This is a genomic window from Enterobacter wuhouensis (genome assembly GCF_004331265.1).
GTDB lineage: Bacteria > Pseudomonadota > Gammaproteobacteria > Enterobacterales > Enterobacteriaceae > Enterobacter > Enterobacter wuhouensis.
Genome location: NZ_SJOO01000005.1, coordinates 59728 through 74750, shown reverse-complemented (window position 1 = coordinate 74750; position 15023 = coordinate 59728). Strand labels below are relative to the sequence as shown.

The window sequence follows — 15023 nt, the reverse complement described above, 5'->3', positions numbered from 1 at the left end:
CGCTAGCGTCATGCTACCGGGGGTGACAATTTACAAAGTCTTTGCATTTCACCCGATCTTCCCGACACGTACATTCGCCATAATTATCATTAACGCCTTATAAAACAATAACCTTAATATTTATATGGATTATGGTGATGATGACCTCTTCGCGTTTTACTCGCTGGATAACCCTGTTTGCGCTGGCTGCCACCGTCGCGATGGCGCTTCCGGCTCGTGCAAATACCTGGCCGCTTCCGCCTGCCGGCAGCAACGTCGTCGGACAAAATCGTTTTCATGTGGTTGAAAACAACGGTGGTTCACTGGAAGCGATTGCAAAGAAATATAACGTTGGGTTCCTGGCCTTGCTGCAGGCCAATCCCGGCGTTGATCCGTATGTCCCGCGCGCGGGTAGCGTACTGACCATTCCGCTGCAGACCATTTTGCCCGCCGCGCCGCGCGAAGGGATCGTCATTAATCTCGCAGAACTGCGCCTTTATTACTATCCGCCAGGCAAGAGCGAAGTCACCGTCTACCCTATCGGTATTGGTCAACTGGGCGGCGACACGCTCACGCCGACGATGGTAACGACGGTATCCGATAAGCGTGCCAACCCGACATGGACACCAACGGCCAACATACGCGCGCGTTATAAAGCGCAGGGTATTGACCTCCCGGCAGTGGTGCCGGCAGGGCCCGATAACCCGATGGGGCACCACGCGATCCGCCTTGCCGCTTACGGTGGCGTTTATCTTCTGCACGGAACCAATGCGGATTTCGGGATCGGGATGCGCGTCAGCTCTGGCTGTATTCGCCTGCGCGATGACGATATCAAAACGCTCTACAAGGTGATTACCCCGGGCACGAAGGTAAATATCATCAACACGCCAATCAAGGTATCTGAAGAGCCGGGCGGCGTACGCCTGGTCGAGATCCATCAGCCGTTATCGAAAAACATCGGTGACGATCCGCAAACCCTGCCGATTAACCTGAATGCGGCCATGGTAAACTTCAAAACGCACGCCGCAACCGACGGCGCGGTGATGGAACGCGCGATGGAAGCGCGCTCCGGTATGCCGACGGATGTCACCAGGCACCACGATATTGCCCAACAGTCGATGTAAGAGACAGCGAAAAACGCCCTGCATGTGCAGGGCGTTTTTTATTGCAGTGGCATAAAACGTAGCGGAGGGTTTCGTTACGCTTATTTGTAGATGACGGCAGTACCGTGCAGGGTGTTCGGACCGGTCACTGAGGTGATGCGGAACGATTTGGCACCCATAGCTTCAGCTTTCTGAGCCAGCTGGTCTTCCAGTGAGCCCAGGTTAGTGCCTGCGCTTGCAGAGATGGTCCCCACTTTATGCTGGTCAACCGGCGTAGATTGCACTTCTACAGCGGCAAAGCTTGCGAATGACATTGAGCTCAGTACAGCGGCAGCGATCAGGGTTTTTACGTTTTTCATGATTTTTTACCTTTAGGCAGATGAATTTGGGGTCGCAAGTTATTTACTTAACGATCGATAGGTAAATGATAGATGTGATCCAGGTCACACGTCAACATCTTTTTATAACGACCGTTAACTTATTTTTAATTTCGTTAATTTTCATAACCATAGGATTAATTTATTTTTAAGAAAACAGCGCTGGTTACGAATGTGGTTTATTTTTATAATGGTCATTCACTAAACCAACAGAGGACCAACGGCAAATGACAACCGACGTCACGAGTTGCGCGAAGAAAAGCCGTGGCCGACCAAAAGTGTTCGACAGGGATGCAGCGCTTGATAAGGCCATGACACTCTTCTGGCAACATGGGTATGAAGCGACCTCGCTCTCCGATCTGGTGGAAGCCACCGGAGCCAAAGCGCCGACGCTGTATGCAGAATTTACGAATAAAGAGGGGCTGTTCAGGGCAGTACTGGACCGGTACATTTCGCGCTTTGCGGCGAAACACGAAGCCCAGCTCTTCTGTGAAGAAAAAAGCGTCGAGCAGGCGCTGCAGGATTATTTCTGCGCCGTCGCCACCTGCTTTACCAGCAAAGATACGCCCGCGGGCTGTTTTATGATTAACACCTCCGCCACCCTTGCGGCCTCCTCTAAAGAGATCGCTAATACGGTGAAATCACGCCACGCCATGCAGGAAGAGACGCTGAGCACGTTCCTGGCGCAGCGCCAGCAGCGCGGCGAAATTCCGGCGCACTGCCGTCCGCAGGAGCTGGCGCAATACCTGAGCTGTATTTTGCAGGGTATGTCGATCAGCGCTCGTGAAGGCGCATCGCTGGAGAAACTGCAAAGCATAACCCGGACCACGCTGCGCCTGTGGCCCGAGCTTCTCAAAATCTAATCCTCAGGGCGGCTTGCCGCCCTTTTTGCTTCTTCCCTACTGAGTTTTCGCAACCCCTAATTTCTCTCAGGTTGATAATGCTTTTTATTATCGGCAGTATTCGCATTTGCATATTTTTTGTTTGCTTTTCTACGACCTGCCAATAAAAGAGCGAATGCTCAATAAGGAATGATGATGAAAAAGAGCCTCTGGGTGCTCAATCCGGTATTGCTGGCTATGGCAATGCCGCTTTACGCTGAACAAACCACTGAAGAAAACCTGATCGTCAGCGCCAACCGCAGCCACCGCACCGTGGCGGAGATGGCGCAAACCACGTGGGTGATTGAACGTCAGGAAATTGAACAACAGGTTCAGGGCGGCAAAGAGTTCAAGGACATTCTTGGGCAATTGATCCCGGGGATGGACGTCAGCAGCCAGGGGCGAACTAACTACGGCATGAATATGCGCGGCCGCGTGATCGTCGTGCTGGTGGATGGCGTACGCCTTAACTCCTCGAGAACCGACAGCCGCCAGCTCGATTCCATCGATCCCTTTAACATCGATCATATTGAAGTCATTTCCGGTTCAACAGCCCTCTACGGCGGCGGCAGTACGGGCGGGCTGATCAATATCGTGACTAAAAAAGGGCAGCCAGAGACGCAGGTCGATCTGGAACTGGGGGGCAAAACCGGCTTTAACAACGGTAACGATCGCGACGAACGTGTTGCCGCAGCCGTCAGCGGCGGAAATGACCACGCCTCGGGACGCCTGTCCGTGGCCTATCAGCGTTTTGGCGGATGGTACGACGGTAACGGCGATGCCCTCACCTTCGACAATACCCAGACTGGTTTACAGCACTCCGATCGTCTGGACGTGATGGGAACCGGTACGATCGAGATCGACGAGACGCGCCAGCTTCAGGTCGTGACCCAGTACTATAAAAGCCAGGGCGACGATGATTACGGGCTTTACCTGGATAAAAACATGAGCGCGGTGCTTGGGAACGGAACGGCGCGCACCCGCAGCGGGTTCAGCTCCGACCGCATTCCGGGCACCGAGCGCCACCTGATCAGCCTGCAGTATTCAGACTCTGATTTCTGGGGGCAGGAGCTGGTCGGGCAAATTTACTATCGCGACGAATCCCTGCGCTTTTACCCCTTCCCGACCGTCGATCAAAAGAAAAAAACCATCACCAGCTTCTCGGCCTCGGAGCAAAACACCGATCAGTACGGCGCAAAGCTGACGCTGAACAGCACGCCGCTGGACGGCTGGCAGATGACCTGGGGGCTTGATGCCGACCACGAAACCTTTAATTCCAACCAGATGTTCTTTGACCTGGCGAACTCAGTGCCGTCAGGCGGGATGAACAACGCGTCCAAATACACAACGGGCCGTTACCCGGGCTACAGCATCACCAACGTTGCGCCATTCCTGCAAAACAGCTACGACATCAATGATGTTTTCACCCTGAGCGGCGGCGTTCGCTATCAGTGGACCGAAAATCGGGTTGATGATTTTGTTGCTTATTCACAGCAGCAGGCAATCGCTAACGGAACGGCCAGGTCGGCAGACGCCATCCCGGGCGGCAAAACCGATTACGACAACCTGCTGTTTAACGCCGGGATCCTTGCGCATATCACGGAGCAGCAGCAGGTCTGGTTTAATTTCTCACAGGGCGTTGAGCTGCCGGACCCGGGCAAATACTACGGCAACGGTTCCTATGCAAAACCGGATGCCCAGGGTCACTTGGCGTTAATCAAGAGCGTGAATCCTGGCGACGCGCAGCTCGAAGGTATCAAGGTGGATTCCTACGAGCTGGGCTGGCGCTTTACCGGGAATAACCTGCGCACCCAGATTGCGGCCTACTACTCCCTCTCTGACAAGTCTATCGACATCAACCGCGCCGATATGACTATCGACGTTAACCCGCAGGAACGGCGGATCTATGGCGTGGAAGGCGCGGTGGATTACTTTATTCCTGATAGCGTATGGAGCGTTGGCGGTAACGTTAACGTGCTGAAATCGGAGATTAAGACCAACGGCTCGTGGGAAAAATGGGACGTGACGCAGGCGTCGCCGTCGAAGGCGACGGCCTACGTCGGCTGGGCGCCCGAGCCGTGGACCCTGCGTCTGCAAACTCAGCAGACCTTCGATCTGAGCGACGCGGCAGGGAACAAAATTGACGGTTACAACACCGTTGATTTCCTGAGCAGCTATCAGCTGCCGCTGGGCAAACTGTCGTTCAGCATCGAAAACCTGCTGGATAAACAGTACACCACCGTGTGGGGGCAGCGCGCGCCGCTATTGTATAGCCCAAACTACGGCAACGCAGCGTTATATGAGTATAAAGGCCGGGGCCGCACCTTTGGTCTGAACTACGCGCTGACGTTCTAAGCGGCAAAAAAAAAGCTCCTCAGCCTGAGCGCTTGAGGAGCTAAGTTCAGAGAACCGCTTTTTTACACTTTATTGTTCAGTATCAGCTGACCGTTGCTGTCCAGCGGGATCTGGGTGCCCGGGTCTTTGTCCATGCGGATTTTGCCCTGCTGGTCGCCAATTTTGTAAGTTACGTCGTAACCCAGCATTTTTTCCGACTTGTCATAGACGGTTTTGCAGCGCTGCTGAGTGGTGGTGTAGGTGTCGTTATCCTGCATCGCGCCCTGCACCTGGTTACCGGCATAGCCGCCGCCCAACGCGCCAACTACGGTCGCAACGTCTTTACCCCGGCCGCCGCCAAACTGATGGCCAATGACGCCACCGGCTACCGCACCCAGCACAGAACCGGCAATGCGGTTTTCATCCTGAACCGGACGACGGTGCGTCACCGCAACGTTGCGGCACTCCTGACGCGGCGTTTTAACACTTTCTTTAATCGGGGTTGCGGACACAACCTGCGCATACTGCGGGCCACGATCAAGTACGTTGAGACTGGCAACGGCAGCCACACCTAACGCAGCAGCGACGCCAATCCCTATACCCGCCAACATTGATTTATTCACGGGACTTCCTCCTTTGTTGCTATTGGTAACAATTTTGCAATGAAGGACGGTGTTCGCCAATCAGATAAAGGATCAAAACGGAGGGGGGATTTGTATTTAAGAGAACTCTTAAGCACTCAATGGGCGATGTGCAGCACGATATGCTAAAAACCCCTCCGGAAGCCCGGAGGGGGAGAGGATTAATGCAGCTTCAGGCGCGGGCGGATAACGCGGTTGATGCGGCCAACCAGCATCATCAGGCCGGTTTTAAAGTAGCCGTGCAGCGCAATCTGGTGCATACGGTACAGTGAGATGTACACGAAGCGAGCGATGCGCCCTTCCACCATCATCGATCCGCGCATCAGGTTGCCCATCAGGCTACCGACGGTGGAGAAGTTAGAGAGCGACACCAGCGAGCCGTGATCTTTATAGACGTACGCCTTCATCGGTTTGCCTTTGCTCTGCGCCAGAATGTTGTGCAGCACGAGGCTTGCCATCTGGTGCGCCGCCTGCGCGCGCGGAGGCACAAATCCGCCTTCCGGACGCGCGCAGGACGCGCAGTCGCCGATGGCGTAAATGTCCGGATCGCGCGTGGTTTGCAGCGTCGGCTCGGTCACCAGCTGGTTGATACGGTTCGTTTCCAGGCCACCGATATCCTTCATGAAGTCAGGTGCCTTAATACCCGCCGCCCAGACCATCAGGTCTGCTTCGATGTACTCACCATCTTTGGTATGCAGGCCACCGGCATCCGCGCTGGTCACCATGGTTTGCGTCAGAACACGTACGCCCAGTTTGGTCAGCTCGCTGTGGGCTGCGCCAGAGATACGCGGCGGCAGTGCAGGCAGAATACGCTCGCCCGCTTCCACCAGCGTCACGTTCAGCGCGTCGTTGGTTAAGCCCTTGTAACCGTAGCTGTGCAGCTGTTTTACCGCATTGTGCAGCTCGGCAGACAGCTCCACGCCCGTCGCGCCACCGCCGACAATGGCAATGTTCACCTTGCCGTTCGCGCCCATGTTACTGGTGTACTTCAGGAACAGGTTCAGCATTTCCTGATGGAAACGACGCGCCTGGTGCGGGTTATCCAGGAAAATGCAATGCTCTTTCACACCCGGCGTGTTGAAGTCGTTAGAGGTACTGCCCAGCGCCATCACCAGCGTGTCATACGGCAGCTTGCGTTCAGGCACCAGCAGCTCGCCTTTTTCGTCACGCAGCTCGGCCAGGGTAATGGTTTTGCTTTCACGGTTGATGTCCACCACGGAACCCAGCTGGAACTGGAAATGGTGATTGCGCGCGTGCGCCAGATAGCTTAGCGCATCCACGCCTTCATCCAGAGATCCGGTCGCCACTTCGTGCAGCAGCGGCTTCCACAGGTGGCTGTGGTTACGATCCACCAGCGTAATTTTGGCTTTCTTACCGCGACCGAGCTTCTTGCCCAGCTGTGTCGCCAGCTCCAGCCCGCCAGCACCACCGCCTACAATCACTATCTTTTTCAATGGCGTAGTCAACGTGACCCCCTCAAATTATTAACCAATTGTTAATTAAAAGTTATAAAAATAACCCTTAATTAACAACAGGTTACAGCACTGAAACCATTCAGGTGAATTGAGAATAACACGTCAGGCGCATTGGTCATACCAAAATTGATATGCATCAAGTTTTGATGGCTTAAAAGTAGACAATTCTGGACAAAAAGAAAGCCCGGCTCGCTTACGCGGCCGGGCTTGTACATTTTCAGTGCGGATCTTAGCCCAGCGTTTTAAAGGCCTTAATGCGCTGCAGATGCGGGGATATGTTCTTGAACTTGTGGCTCTGCTCTTCGTCCCAGACAATTTCATAATAGTGGTGCAGCAGTTCCGCGGCGCGGGTGCTGCTGAGCGCTTCGTCATTGCGGGAAAGGATCACCAGACAACGGTCGCGGTTCTTTTCCCGGAAGTTGCTCACGCATTTTGTGGCAATATCGGCATACTCTTCCGGGCGGTCGATTTTGCCCTCCATGTTCTCATTCGGGAACAGGTTCGGGTTGAAAATCACCTGGCGCATATCGCATAAAAAACCGATACGCTCAGCCCAGTATCCGCCCAGACCGACGCCGCAAATCAGCGGACGATCGTCGACGTTGAGCTGCAGCATCTTGTCCACTTCTTTGAGCAAATGCTGCATATCATGCTTCGGATGGCGCGTGCTGTAGCTAATCAGCCGTACATCCGGATCGATGAACTGCAGCTGTAACACCTTCTCATGATTACCTGGGCTGTTTGAGTCAAAACCGTGCAAATAGATGATCATTGTCTTCTCACCACGCTACGCCTTCCGGGGGTTTACAGGCTGGCCTTGTGTGCCTGCCAGCGCTCATTCAGTGCTTCAAGCTGGGCGTTGATCGTTTTCCAGCGCGCCGAGTCCATCAGCTCCTGACGGCTAAATGAACCTTTATGATACAATTGTGTAACACGCTCTGCATTGATCGGCGACAGGTTATCCAGCACGCTGACCGCACCTTTACGATTATTGCAGACGAGGATCATATCGCAACCCGCATCCAGCGACGCCTGGCCGCGCTCCGCGTAGCTGCCCATAATCGCCGCCCCTTCCATCGACAGATCGTCAGAGAAAATAACGCCGTTGAACCCAAGCTCCTGGCGCAGCACCGTCTTCAGCCAGTGCGGAGAGCCGCTGGCCGGACGCGGGTCCACGTCGCTATAGATGACGTGCGCCGGCATGATGGCATCCAGCTTGTTATCGGTTATCAGCGAGCGGAACACGGACATATCTTTAGCGCGGATCTCTGCCTCAGGGCGCGGGTCGCGCGGCGTCTCTTTGTGCGAATCGGCCGTTACGGCGCCATGTCCCGGGAAGTGTTTGCCGGTGGTTTTCATGCCTGCATCGTGCATACCGTCAATAAAGCGGGTCGCCATCGCCAGCGCAATGCGCGGATCGTCGTGGTAAGAGCGCTCGCCAATCGCGGCGCTAATATGTCCCACGTCCAGAACCGGCGCAAAGCTGATGTCGATATCCATGGCGATCATCTCGCTCGCCATCAGCCAGCCGGCATCCTGCGCCAGCCTGCCGCCCTCTTCCGTACCCAGCAGCGCCGCAAAGGATTGTGCTGCTGGCAGCCGCGTAAAGCCTTCGCGGAAGCGCTGAACGCGTCCGCCTTCCTGATCGACGGCAACCACCAGACGGTTGCGCGACGCTGCGCGGATCTGGCGAACCAGTTCGCGCAGCTGCTCCGGATCGTGATAGTTGCGGGTAAACAGAATCAGGCCGCCTACCAGCGGGTGCGCCAGAATGTCACGCTCCTCCGCATCCAGCTCAAACCCTTCGACATCCAACATGACTGGACCCACACGAACCTCTCTTATCCTTTGATGTGTAACTGACGCCAGGCGTTATCTGCCAGCGCAATAAAGTGTTTGTCTTTAGACTGCGCAAAGCGCATTTCAAACCAGCCCGCCATTAGCATCAGCACCCACGGCTGCCAGCGTCTGACCTGACGCGCCAGCATGGCGGGATCCATCTGCGATCGGCGGGCATAGTCCACAACCAGCTGCTCGCGCGAGGCTTCATCCGGTACCCAGACCGCAGCCAGCTCCAATGCCGCATCGCCATCGCCGGCATATTCCCAGTCGATCAACCTGACGCCCGCTGGCGTATGAACAATATTCCCGGCATGAACATCCATATGCAGCGGCGAGAGCCGCAACGGCTGCGGCTCCCCCCGTTTGCGCAGCCGCTTAAGCTGAGCAAGCCAGAGGGGCGTTCGCCTGTCCGGTGAGGCATGCTGCCAGTACTGTTCCAGAAGTGGAAGGAGCCTAACTCGCCATCCCAGGCGCGGCTGGCGGTGCAGATGATACAGGATTGTCGCGAGGGTTGGCGTGTCCGGCAGCGCGCTTTTGACCTCGCCCGCAAGATACTCCACGGCCATCCAGCCCTTCATAAAGAAGCGCGGTTTCGGCACGACATCCGACGGCAGACGTTTGAGAGCGCGATACTGACGGCGGAAGTGGGAAGCGGGCGCGCTGAGATCGTGATTCTGGCGCAGCACCAGACGGCGCTCGCCCTGCGCGATAATGCAGCTCGCGCCGCCAAGCCCGGCGTGGGCATGGGGCGCGATAAGGCGATACTGAGGAAAATAGCGCGTCAGGATCTCGTCGCGCGTGCAGTTATTGTTGCGTAACGGCACCTTTACCCGACCAGATAATTTCGCCCGTCTGAACCAGCATCAGCTGCATCTGCAGCGCTGGCGTATTTACGTTCCCGGTGGCGTTAGAGTACAGCACGTACTGTGCGCCAACGTTACGCGCGATACCGATCGCCTTGCTGCGCGAACCGAGGCTGTCCTGCGGGGACAGGCCGAGCTGCTGTTTGGCGACCGCCAGCTGCTGGGTCGAAACCAGCGTGAATTTACCGTTGTTTGCCAGCGCATTGCGCAGCGTATCCGTCGCTTCACCGGCGTTCAGGGAGCCGTTAGTGCGGTTATTAACGCTGTCCACCAGCAGGACGCTACCCGCCGTTACGCCCTGCGCCTGCAGCATTTTGCCCACCATCGGCTGCATTGCGCCATTCCAGTCATAATGACGCACGCGTGGTGCTGGCTGAGACGTCTGGTCCGGATGTTCAATCGGGCCAGGCTGTGCCGGAATGGACGGTACGGACGGCACGGTTGGCTGCGGCTGCGTTGGCTGCGTCGGCTGTTCCGTCCCCGGCTTAGCCTGATCCACAGGTGCAGGTTCTTCCGTGCGCGTCACGCACCCAGCAAGGAACAGTGCAAAAGCTGTCACGAGCGCATAGCGGCTCATATTTTTAATCAAGGTTCACCCCTTAGAGATAAAGATAAAGTCTTACCTTATGCGCACCCAGATAGTTGGCGCTGCCATAGAGCGTTACCGATTTTCCAGCCGGAACGGTGACGCTGCGCGGCGCTTCAAGCGGGTGCATTTCAAGACCTCTTACGTCGTACCAGTAGAAACGATAGTGCACCGTCACGGGTTCGTGTCTTTCGTTAAAGAGCGTAGAGGAGGCAGAAGACTCGATTTCACTGATGGTCAATGCGGGTTGTTCCGCCGTAATACCCGCAGCCAGCACGGAAGATTCCATTACCAGCGTTTGTTCATCACTGACCGGGATCGCCGGACGTGCGCTGCACCCAACGATCGTCATTGTTACTATCATCGCCGCAATACGCCCTTTAAGCATGTTAAAGACCTTTATGTGCCAGCATCGGTCCCAGAGGACGTCCGCCCAGCAGATGCATGTGAATGTGATAAACTTCCTGGCCGCCGTGGCGATTGCAGTTCATGATCAGCCGGTAACCGTCTTCAGCAATGCCTTCCTGCTCGGCAATTTTCGCGGCCACTGTCAGCATACGGCCTAACGCCACTTCATGCTCAGTTTTTACGTCATTCACGGTCGGAATCAGAATGTTGGGGATAATAAGGATATGCGTCGGTGCCTGCGGGGAAATGTCCCGGAAGGCCGTCACCAGTTCATCCTGATAAACAATATCCGACGGGATTTCGCGGCGAATAATTTTACTGAAAATGGTTTCTTCAGCCATGACCTTTTCCTTTTTTGATTAATCTGGCGTGGTGCGTCCGCTATTAGCACACATTGTCTTTATTACCGTGTGACATAACTCAAGAGTATGAGCGAGATTCTCCTGTCCTTTCAACCTTCTCCCACGATTTCTTTCCTGTTTGCCCTGTAGCTGGCTGGAGAGTAACCGCTCCCGCAACAGATTTCCCTGAAACAATATTTCAGTTCCGCCTGACACATCTGTTTACAGCGATAATCACAATGCGTATATTTCGCATTTGCATTTTCATGCGCATTTTTAACATAGAAAACGACCTCAGCCCGTGCTAGCGGGACTGATGCATATAACCTTCACCATTATTAAGGGTTTGATGATGTCTTTCATTAATCACACCAGGGATGGGCAACGTCAGCCTGTCGCAACGCCTTCGTTGCTGGCAGCCTGTATTGCTATGGCATTGACGCCAACCGTAAGTTTCGCCGCCACCGCTGACGAAGATACCGTGGTGGTTGATGGCGGTTTTGATAACGCTCAGGATCCTTCCACTGGACAGGATCAAGACTACAGCGTCAAAACCACCACCACCGGGACCAAGCTGTTACTCGTTCCACGCGATATCCCGCAGTCAGTTAGTGTGATTAGCCAGCAACGTATGCAGGACCAGGAGCTGAACACCATTGGGCAGGTTCTGGATAACACGACTGGCGTGAGCGCATCCCGCATCGATACCAGCCGTACAAACTATTATGCACGCGGCTTCTTCATCAGTAACTTTGCCTATGAGGATATGCCGACGTTCCTGGATAACCGCTGGAACTTTGGTGATACGGCGGGCGATACCGCAATCTTCGATAAGATCGAAGTGGTTCGAGGCGCTGCAGGCTTAATGAGCGGTACGGGGAACCCTTCTGCTTACGTCAACATGGTGCGCAAACACGCCGACAGCAAAGAATTCAAGGGCTCGGTATCCGCCACCTACGGCAGCTGGGATAAACAGCGCTATGTGCTGGATCTCCAGGCTCCTCTCACCGAATCAGGCAACGTGCGCGGTCGCGTCATCACGGGCTATGAGGATAAAGACTCCTGGGTTGAGCGTAATCACTACCGTAAGAAGTTTGTGTACGGCGTTGTCGATGCCGATTTGACTGACTCTACAACGCTTTCTGTGGGCTATGACTATCAGGAAAGCGAAGAGGATAGCCCTACCTGGGGCGGTTTCCCTTCGATGTTTAGCGACGGCAGTAAAACAGATTTCCGCCGCGGCTTTAACACCGCCGCCGACTGGACGTACTCGAACCAGGACTCCACTAAGGTCTTTGCCAACCTGACGCAGCGTTTTGACAACGGCTGGGAGGCAAAGGTTAACGCCATGCATGCCGAAACCAATTTCGACAGCAAGCTGATGTACATTGATGGTTATCCGGACAAAGCAACCGGCCTGTACGATGCTTCCCTCTTCCAGGGCGCATGGGGCGGATGGAACCGCGGCGAACGCAAGCAGGACTCCGTAGACGCATTCGTTCGTGGTGGATACGATCTGCTGGGTCGCCAGCATGAGCTGATGTTGGGCGGGAGCTACAGCCGTCAGCGTAACAGCTATGACAACTCCTATCCGGTCAATGATAACTACGGTTTGATGGATGTCGGCAGCATTTACGACTACAACGGTAAGCTGGCGAATCCAACCTGGTCGGATTTTGCGCTTTACCAGCGCGATGTTATTCGTCAAAAATCCGCGTATGCCGCAACCCGCCTCTCTCTTGCTGACCCACTGCATTTGATTCTGGGCGCGCGTTACACCGAATGGAGCGCAAAATACAACCTTGAGCGCAAGCCGGATGAGATCCGTAACGCGAAATTCCACGACGTCACCCCTTATGCGGGGCTGATTTATGATATCGACGATACCTGGTCCGTCTACACCAGCTACACCTCCATCTTCCAGCCTAGCGGCCAGCGGGATGTGAACAGCAAGTTCATCGATCCCACGACCGGCAAAAGCTACGAAGCGGGTGTGAAAGGCGACTGGTTTAACACCCGCCTCACCGCAACAGTGTCGGTATTCCGTATCGAACAAGACAACGTGGCTGTTTCAACAGGCACGACTATTCCTGGCTCCGGCGGTCAAACGGCGTATAAATCCATTGATGGTACCGTGAGTAAAGGTATTGAGTTCGAGCTGAACGGCGCGCTGACCGACAACTGGCAGTTAACCTTCGGCGGGAGCCGCTACATTGCTGAAGATGAAGACGGTAACGCGGTGAACCCACAGCAGGCGCGTACTTCACTTAAACTGTTTACGCGCTATCAGCTGCCGATGCTGCCGGAACTGGCGGTTGGCGGCGGCGCTCGCTGGCAGAATAAAACCTGGTATGATTTTGAAACGCCGGGGCCTCAGGGCGTCAAGCAGATCGCTCAGGATGGGTATACCGTTGTCGACCTGTTTGCGCGTTACCAGATTACCAAAAACTTTTCGGTGCAGGGCAACCTGAACAACGTCTTCGACAAAGAATACTATGACTATCTGGGAACCTACGGCGTTTATGGCGCACCGCGTAACTTCTCCGTGAGCGGAACCTATAGTTTCTAAGCTGTCCGTTGTAACAAAAGGAGCCGAAGGGCTCCTTTTTTTTGTGCGCGCTTTTTGCCGGGTGGCGGCTACGCCTGACCCGGCCTACAAATGTCGTCCGGATCTCTGAACCGCACCCAATAAAAAAGGCAGCCATTCGGCTGCCTCAGTCTCCCCACATCACAACTTAGTTGTTGCGGATGTACTCATCCATTTCGGTTTTCAGGTTATCGGATTTAGTCCCGAAGATTGCCTGAACACCAGAACCTGCAACAACGACGCCCGCTGCGCCCAGCTTTTTCAGCCCAGGCTGGTCAACTTTTGCGACGTCAGCAACGCTCACACGCAGACGAGTGATACACGCGTCCAGGTTAGTGATGTTGTCTTTACCGCCGAAGGCTGCGATCAGCGCTGGAGCCATTTCGCTGGTTGCGCCAGCTTTGCTGTCTTCAGACGCATCTTCACGACCTGGGGTTTTCAGGTCCAGTGCTTTGATCAGCACGCGGAAGATGGTGTAGTACGCAACCGCGTAGCACGCACCCACGATTGGGAACAGCCACAGCTTGCTGCTGTTACCGGACAGCACGATAAAGTCGATCAGGCCGTGAGAGAAGGACGTACCGTCACGCATACCCAGCAGGATACAGATTGGGAACGCCAGGCCAGCCAGTACCGCGTGAATGATGTACAGGATCGGCGCAACGAACATGAAGGAGAACTCGATCGGCTCGGTGATACCGGTCAGGAACGAGGTCAGCGCTGCGGAGATCATGATACCGCCCACTTTTGCACGGTTCTCTGGTTTAGCAGAGTGCCAGATTGCAATCGCAGCGGCTGGCAGACCGTACATTTTGAACAGGAAGCCACCAGACAGTTTGCCTGCAGTTGGGTCGCCTGCCATGTAACGTGGGATATCGCCGTGGAATACCTGACCTGCTGCGTTGGTGAATTCACCAATCTGCATCTGGAAAGGAACGTTCCAGATGTGGTGCAGACCAAATGGTACCAGGCAACGCTCGATGAAGCCGTAGATACCGAACGCCACAACCGGGTTCTGATAAGCAGCCCACTGAGAGAAGGTCTGGATGGCGGAACCGATTGGTGGCCAGATGAAGGACAGGATCACGCCAGTGAAAATCGCTGCCAGACCAGAGATGATCGGAACGAAACGCTTGCCCGCGAAGAAGCCCAGATACTCAGGCAGCTTGATGCGATAGAAGCGGTTAAACATATACGCGGCAATCGCACCGGAGATAATACCGCCGAGAACACCGGTATCGGCCAGGTGTTTTGCAGCGATCTCTTCAGCCGGTAAATGCAGAACCAGCGGCGCAACCACAGCCATGGTTTTCACCATAATGCCGTAGGCAACAACAGCGGCCAGTGCAGATACACCGTCGTTATTGGTGAAGCCCAGAGCAACACCGATAGCGAAGATCAGCGGCATGTTAGCAAAAACAGAACCGCCTGCTTCGGCCATCACGTGGGAAACTACGGCTGGCAGCCAGCTGAAGTTAGCAGAACCGACGCCCAGCAGGATACCTGCGATAGGCAGTACGGATACTGGCAGCATCAGCGATTTACCGACCTTTTGCAGGTTAGCAAATGCATTCTTAAACATAATTGAGAGTGCTCCTGAGTATTT

14 protein-coding genes are annotated in these 15023 nt (G+C 54.9%); 4 read left to right on the top strand and 10 right to left on the bottom strand.

The features are described 5' to 3' along the window. Positions 1–137 precede the first annotated feature (137 nt). Complete coding sequence (ldtC, locus tag E0L20_RS13035) at positions 138–1103, top strand: L,D-transpeptidase LdtC (protein ID WP_131634309.1); 966 nt, start codon at positions 138–140, stop codon at positions 1101–1103. 80 nt (positions 1104–1183) lie between these two features. Here ldtC and bhsA read toward each other — a convergent pair whose 3' ends face one another. After that, the gene (gene bhsA / locus E0L20_RS13030; RefSeq protein WP_119934653.1) at positions 1184–1441 is read right to left on the bottom strand and encodes a multiple stress resistance protein BhsA; all 258 of its coding nucleotides are present in this window, start codon (positions 1439–1441) and stop codon (positions 1184–1186) included. A gap of 245 nt (positions 1442–1686) precedes the next feature. Between bhsA and comR the strand changes: the two genes are divergently transcribed. Both comR and E0L20_RS13020 read left to right on the top strand, forming a co-directional pair. Next, positions 1687–2322: a TetR family copper-responsive transcriptional repressor ComR gene (comR, locus tag E0L20_RS13025; protein WP_131634308.1), complete on the top strand. Its 636-nt coding sequence runs from the start codon at positions 1687–1689 to the stop codon at positions 2320–2322. Positions 2323–2496: 174 nt separating this feature from the next. After that, on the top strand, positions 2497–4695 hold the full coding sequence (locus E0L20_RS13020) for a TonB-dependent siderophore receptor (protein ID WP_131634307.1): 2199 nt from the start codon (positions 2497–2499) through the stop codon (positions 4693–4695). A 62-nt stretch (positions 4696–4757) separates the two neighbouring features. Here the strand turns inward: E0L20_RS13020 and E0L20_RS13015 are convergent, their stop codons facing one another. The 8 genes from E0L20_RS13015 to hinT all read right to left on the bottom strand — a co-directional run bounded on the left by E0L20_RS13015 (position 4758) and on the right by hinT (position 10830). Further along, on the bottom strand, positions 4758–5297 hold the full coding sequence (locus E0L20_RS13015; protein ID WP_131634306.1) for a glycine zipper 2TM domain-containing protein: 540 nt from the start codon (positions 5295–5297) through the stop codon (positions 4758–4760). A 179-nt stretch (positions 5298–5476) separates the two neighbouring features. Beyond that, positions 5477–6781, bottom strand: coding sequence for an NAD(P)/FAD-dependent oxidoreductase (locus E0L20_RS13010; protein WP_131634305.1), 1305 nt, complete (start codon positions 6779–6781; stop codon positions 5477–5479). 238 nt (positions 6782–7019) lie between these two features. After that, on the bottom strand, positions 7020–7562 hold the full coding sequence (gene ycfP / locus E0L20_RS13005) for an alpha/beta hydrolase YcfP (RefSeq protein ID WP_131634304.1): 543 nt from the start codon (positions 7560–7562) through the stop codon (positions 7020–7022). 32 nt (positions 7563–7594) lie between these two features. Then, positions 7595–8620, bottom strand: a complete 1026-nt coding sequence (nagZ, locus tag E0L20_RS13000) for a beta-N-acetylhexosaminidase (RefSeq protein WP_131634303.1) — start codon at positions 8618–8620, stop codon at positions 7595–7597. 11 nt (positions 8621–8631) lie between these two features. Beyond that, positions 8632–9456: a thiamine kinase gene (thiK, locus tag E0L20_RS12995; protein WP_131634302.1), complete on the bottom strand. Its 825-nt coding sequence runs from the start codon at positions 9454–9456 to the stop codon at positions 8632–8634. Beyond that, a complete protein-coding gene (gene lpoB, locus E0L20_RS12990) occupies positions 9437–10084 on the bottom strand; it encodes a penicillin-binding protein activator LpoB (RefSeq protein WP_131634301.1) in 648 nt (215 codons plus the stop codon). Before lpoB ends, thiK begins: the two co-directional genes overlap by 20 nt. Before the next feature lie 10 nt (positions 10085–10094). Continuing rightward, a complete protein-coding gene (locus E0L20_RS12985; RefSeq protein WP_131634300.1) occupies positions 10095–10469 on the bottom strand; it encodes a YcfL family putative periplasmic lipoprotein in 375 nt (124 codons plus the stop codon). A gap of 1 nt (position 10470) precedes the next feature. Further along, on the bottom strand, positions 10471–10830 hold the full coding sequence (gene hinT, locus E0L20_RS12980) for a purine nucleoside phosphoramidase (RefSeq protein WP_006809243.1): 360 nt from the start codon (positions 10828–10830) through the stop codon (positions 10471–10473). Positions 10831–11182: 352 nt separating this feature from the next. On the opposite strand from hinT, the gene fhuE reads away from it, so the two are divergent. After that, on the top strand, positions 11183–13399 hold the full coding sequence (gene fhuE, locus E0L20_RS12975) for a ferric-rhodotorulic acid/ferric-coprogen receptor FhuE (RefSeq protein ID WP_131634299.1): 2217 nt from the start codon (positions 11183–11185) through the stop codon (positions 13397–13399). Positions 13400–13565: 166 nt separating this feature from the next. Here fhuE and ptsG read toward each other — a convergent pair whose 3' ends face one another. Continuing rightward, positions 13566–14999, bottom strand: coding sequence for a PTS glucose transporter subunit IIBC (gene ptsG, locus E0L20_RS12970; protein ID WP_131634298.1), 1434 nt, complete (start codon positions 14997–14999; stop codon positions 13566–13568). Between the last annotated feature and the right edge of the window lie 24 nt (positions 15000–15023).